Raw genomic sequence first — 4,834 nt, forward strand, 5'->3', positions numbered from 1 at the left:
GGCGGCCCCGGGGGGACGACGGCGTCGGCCGCCAGCAGTGCCCCGCCGCCGAACGCGCGGTCGGTCAGCACCCCGTCGGCGACGCCGAGCTGGTCCGGTCCGGGCCGGCCGAGGGTGACCCCGACGCGTCGCGGCGCCGGGGACTCCCCGAGCAGCCGTGCGGCCACCGGATCGTCGACCCCGCCGACCGCGACGTCGCCCAGCAGTGCGCGTGCCTTGGCCGCGGCGTAGGCGTCCATCCCGCCGTGCCAGTCCAGGTGGTCCTCGGCGACGTTGAGCACCACGCCCGCGGCCGGGCGCACCGACGGCGACCAGTGCAGCTGGAAGCTCGACAGCTCGACCGCGAGCACCGCGTGGCCCCCCGCGACCGCGGTGACCACCGGGTGGCCGATGTTGCCGCAGGCGACGGCGTCGACCCCGGCGCGCGCGAGGATCGCGGCGAGCATCTCGGTGGTGGTGGTCTTGCCGTTGGTGCCGGTCACGACCAGCCACGACGGCGGTGTGTCGCGCAGCGCGCCGAGCCGCCAGGCGAGCTCGGGCTCCCCGATGACCTCGACGCCGAGCCCGGTGGCCTCGGCGACCAGCGGGTGGTCCGGCCGGCGCCCGGGCGAGGTGACGACGGTGCGGATCCCCTCGGGGATCCCGCCGCCACGCCACGGCTCGACACCGTCGGGCAGCGCGGACAGCGCGTCCGCGCGGTCGTCGGACAGGAGCACCCGGGCCCCCGCATCCACCAGGGCCGTCGCGGCCGCGAGACCGGAGACACCGGCCCCCGCGACCAGGACCGGGTCCCCGCCGAACGGGCCGCTCACCCGGAACCCGACATGGACAGCCACTCGGAGTAGAAGATGCCCAGCCCCATCGCCGCGCAGATCGCGGCGAGCAGCCAGAACCGGATGATGACGGTGGTCTCGGCCCATCCGGCGAGCTCGAAGTGGTGGTGGAACGGTGCCATCCGGAACAGCCGGCGGCGCGAGGTGCGGAACACGATGATCTGCAGCGACACCGACAGCGCCTCGACCACGAACACGCCGCCGATGACGACGAGCAGCAGCTCGGTGCGGGTCACCATGGACAGCCCTGCGAGCAGGCCGCCCAGCGCGAGCGACCCCGTGTCGCCCATGAAGATGCGGGCCGGGGCGGCGTTCCACCAGAGGAACCCGATGCAGCCGCCCATCGCGGCGGCGGCGACCAGGCCGACGTCGAGCGGGTCGCGGACCTCGTAGCAGCCCGCGGTCGCGGCGATCGCGCAGTTGTTGCGGAACTGCCAGAACGCGATGATCACGTAGGTGCCGAGCACCATCGCGGCGGTACCGGCGGCCAGGCCGTCGAGGCCGTCGGTGAGGTTCACCGCGTTCGACCAGGCGGCGACGATCAGGTTGCACAGCAGCACGAACCCGACGACGCCGAAGCTCAGCACCGTGATGTCGCGGACGAACGACAGGCTCTCCGAGGCGGGCGCGAGGTTGCGCTCGTTCACGAAGCGCACCGCGAGCACACCGAAGATCGTCGCGGTCAGGACCTGGCCGACGATCTTGGAGGTCTTGTTCAGCCCGAGGTTGCGCTGACGACGGATCTTGAGGAAGTCGTCGAGGAACCCGACGACGCCCAGCGCGGTGGTCAGGAACAGCACCAGCAGCGCCGAGGCCGTGATCGGCTCCCGGGTGAACGCGTGCGAGCCCAGGTAGCCCACCCAGATGGCGAGCAGGATCGCCACGCCGCCCATCGTCGGCGTACCGCGCTTGGACTGGTGGCTCTGCGGGCCCTCCTCGCGGATCTCCTGGCCGAAGCCCTGCCGCGCGAAGAAGCGGATCAGGTACGGGGTGAGCAGGATCGACACCGCGAGCGCGAGACCCGCGGCCAGGAACAGGCCCCTCACCGGCACACCAGTCCTTCGGTCGTCAGCAGGCCGGCGGCGAGCCGCTCGAGCCCGGCGCTGCGGGAGGCCTTGACCAGCACGACGTCGCCGGGCCGGGTCCGCTCCCGCAGCAGGGTCAGGGCGGTGGGCACGTCGGCGACGTGCTCGGCGCCGGGCCCGTAGTCGGGTGCGCCGACGGCGACCACCCGGGCCCCGGCGGCGCGGGCGTTCTCCGCTGCCGCGGCGTGCTCGGCGGCCGCGCCGTCCCCGATCTCGGCCATCGGGCCGAGGACCGCCCAGGCCCGGCGGTCCGGGCCGGCGATCTGCCCGAGCGCGACGATCGCGGCACGGACGGACTCGGGGTTGGCGTTGTAGGCGTCGTTGACGACGGTCACCCCGTCGGCGCGGTCGGTGACCTCCATCCGCCAGCGCGACGCAGGCGTCGCGGCGGACAGCGCCGCCGCGATCCCGTCCGGGGTGCCGCCCAGCTCGAGGGCGACCGCGGCGGCGGCGAGCGCGTTGGAGACCTGGTGCTCCCCCACCAGCCGCAGCGCGACGTCGGCCGAACCGGCCGGGGTGACCAGCCGGAACGACGCCCGGCCCGCGCTCAGGGTGACGTCGGTGGCCCGCACGTGGGCGTCCGCGGCGCGTCCGAAGGTGACGACCCGGGCGGGGGTGCGGGTCGCCATGGCGGCGACCAGCTCGTCGTCGGCGTTGAGGACGGCGACGCCGCCCCGCCCGCCGGGCAGGTCACCCGGCGGCAGCGCCTCGACGAGCTCGCCCTTCGCCGTGGCGATCGCGGCGCGGGAGCCGAACTCGCCGAGGTGGGCGGACCCGACGTTGAGGACGACCCCGATCCGCGGTGGCGCGACCGCGCACAGCGCGGCGATGTGGCCGATCCCGCGGGCGGAGAACTCCAGCACGAGGTTGCGGGTGCCCGCGTCGGCGCGCAGCGCGGTGTACGGCGTCCCGAGCTCGTTGTTGAACGACTCCGGCGGCGCGACGGTCGGCCCCAGCGGGGACAGCACCGCGGCCAGCAGGTCCTTGGTGGAGGTCTTGCCCGCCGACCCGGTCACGCCGACGACGGCGAGCCCCGGCAGGGCGCCCAGCACGTGCCGGGCCAGGCGGCCCAGCCCGGCCAGGACGGCGGCGCCGGTCCCGTCGGGGTCGACCGCACCGAGGTAGGTGTGGCTGTCGCGGACCTCGACCGGCGGCACGACGACCGCGGGGGCGTCGACCTCGCGGCCCGCCAGCACCGCGGTCGCACCGCGGGTGACGGCCTGCGCGGCGAAGTCGTGGCCGTCGGCCCGCTCCCCCGGCAGCGCCAGGAACAGCCCGCCCGGCCCGATCCTCCGGGAGTCGAACTCGACGGCGGTGACCGGCGCGGCGGCGGTCTCGGTGTCGATGCGGTGCAGGCGGCCGCCGGTCACGGCCGCGATCTCCGCCGGCGTCATCTCGATCATCGCCCGCTCGCCTCCACCGGTCCGATCCGTCCTCCTGCCCGTGCGCGGTTCGTGCCGGGTGCCGGCACGCCCTGCCCTGTCGCCCCGCGGCGCGTCACGTCGCCGCCCGGATCGCCGCCACCAGCTCGTCGGTGTCGTCGAACGGGTACTTGACGCCGTTGATCTCCTGGCCGGCCTCGTGGCCCTTGCCGGCGACCACCACCGCGTCGCCAGGGCGGGCCGAGCGGACCGCGTAGACGATCGCGCTGCGCCGGTCGCCGATCTCGATGACGTCACCGCGGGCGGGCTCGCCGAACGCGCCGTCGAGCATCGCGCGGCGGATCGCGCCGGGCTCCTCGCTGCGGGGGTTGTCGTCGGTCACGACGAGCACGTCGGACCGGATCGCGGCCGCGGCGCCCATCAGCGGGCGCTTGCCGGTGTCGCGGTCCCCGCCGCAGCCGAGCACGGTGATCACCCGCGCGTGCGGGCGGACCTGGCGGCGCAACGCGTCCAGCAGCGCGGCGACGGCGGCCGGCTTGTGCGCGTAGTCGACCACGCCCAGCCAGGGCTGACCGGCGTCGACGCGCTGCATCCGGCCCGGCACCGACGCCCGGGCGAACCCGGCCGCGGCCACCTCGGGGTCGATCCCGTCGGCGTCGAGCACGGCCAGCGCGACGAGCGCGTTCGCGACGTTGTAGCGGCCGGGCAGGCTCAGCGTGACCGGCACCGCGAGCCCGCCGGGGCCGACCGCGGTGAAGGTCTGGGTGCCGTCGGGGTGGGCGGTGAGGTCGCGGACCGTCCAGGTGGCGGGCGCGCCGCGCGGGTCGGAGGAGACGGTGACCGCGTCCCGGTGGCGGGCCGCCAGCCGGCGGCCCCACTCGTCGTCGACGCAGACGACGCCGTGCCGCGCGGCCTCCACGCCCGCCCCGCCGCCGCCGAACAGCCGGGCCTTGGCCTCGAAGTAGTCGGTCATCGTGGGGTGGAAGTCCAGGTGGTCCTGGGACAGGTTGGTGAAGGCTCCGGCGGTGAACCGGGACCCGCCGACCCGGCCGAGCGCGAGCGCGTGACTGGAGACCTCCATGGCCACGTCGGTCACGCCGGCCTCGACCATGACCGCGAACAGCGCCTGCAGGTCCGGTGCCTCGGGGGTGGTGAACGCGCTGGGCAGTGCCCGGGCCGGGTGGCCGGGGACCTGGACCCGGGTCCGCACGGTGCCGAGCAGACCGGTGGCCCTCCCGGCGGCGGTCAGGCCCGCCTCCAGCAGGTGGGCGACGGTCGTCTTGCCCGAGGTGCCGGTCACCCCGAGCACCCGCAGACGGGCGGTGGGCTCGCCGTAGACGGCGGCCGAGACCGGGCCGAGGACCTCGCGCGGGTTCGGGTGCACCAGCACCGGGAGCCGGGAGTGCCGGATCTCGGCGCGGTCCGCGCCCGCGCCGTCGGTGAGGATCGCGCCGGCGCCCGAGGCGATGGCCTGTGCGGCGAAGTCGGCGCCGTGGGCGCGGGCGCCGGGCAGGGCCGCGAACAGGTCGCCGGG

At 75.9% G+C, this 4,834-nt stretch carries 4 protein-coding genes; all 4 read right to left on the minus strand.

Annotated elements, in window-relative coordinates; translation table 11 throughout:
• Positions 1-812: Mur ligase family protein (locus GTW08_RS18290; RefSeq protein ID WP_346009927.1), on the minus strand; the 812-nt coding region annotated here is incomplete at its 3' end.
• On the minus strand, positions 809-1,879 hold the full coding sequence (gene mraY, locus GTW08_RS18295; protein WP_062404548.1) for a phospho-N-acetylmuramoyl-pentapeptide-transferase: 1,071 nt from the start codon (positions 1,877-1,879) through the stop codon (positions 809-811). The genes GTW08_RS18290 and mraY, both read right to left, overlap by 4 nt.
• The gene (murF, locus tag GTW08_RS18300; protein ID WP_073573924.1) at positions 1,876-3,321 is read right to left on the minus strand and encodes a UDP-N-acetylmuramoyl-tripeptide--D-alanyl-D-alanine ligase; all 1,446 of its coding nucleotides are present in this window, start codon (positions 3,319-3,321) and stop codon (positions 1,876-1,878) included. The genes mraY and murF overlap by 4 nt, the downstream gene beginning before the upstream one ends.
• A gap of 94 nt (positions 3,322-3,415) precedes the next feature.
• Positions 3,416-4,834: UDP-N-acetylmuramoyl-L-alanyl-D-glutamate--2,6-diaminopimelate ligase (locus GTW08_RS18305; RefSeq protein WP_161152270.1), on the minus strand; the 1,419-nt coding region annotated here is incomplete at its 5' end.

The organism is Pseudonocardia sp. SID8383, from assembly GCF_009864975.1.
Lineage (GTDB): Bacteria > Actinomycetota > Actinomycetes > Mycobacteriales > Pseudonocardiaceae > Pseudonocardia > Pseudonocardia alni.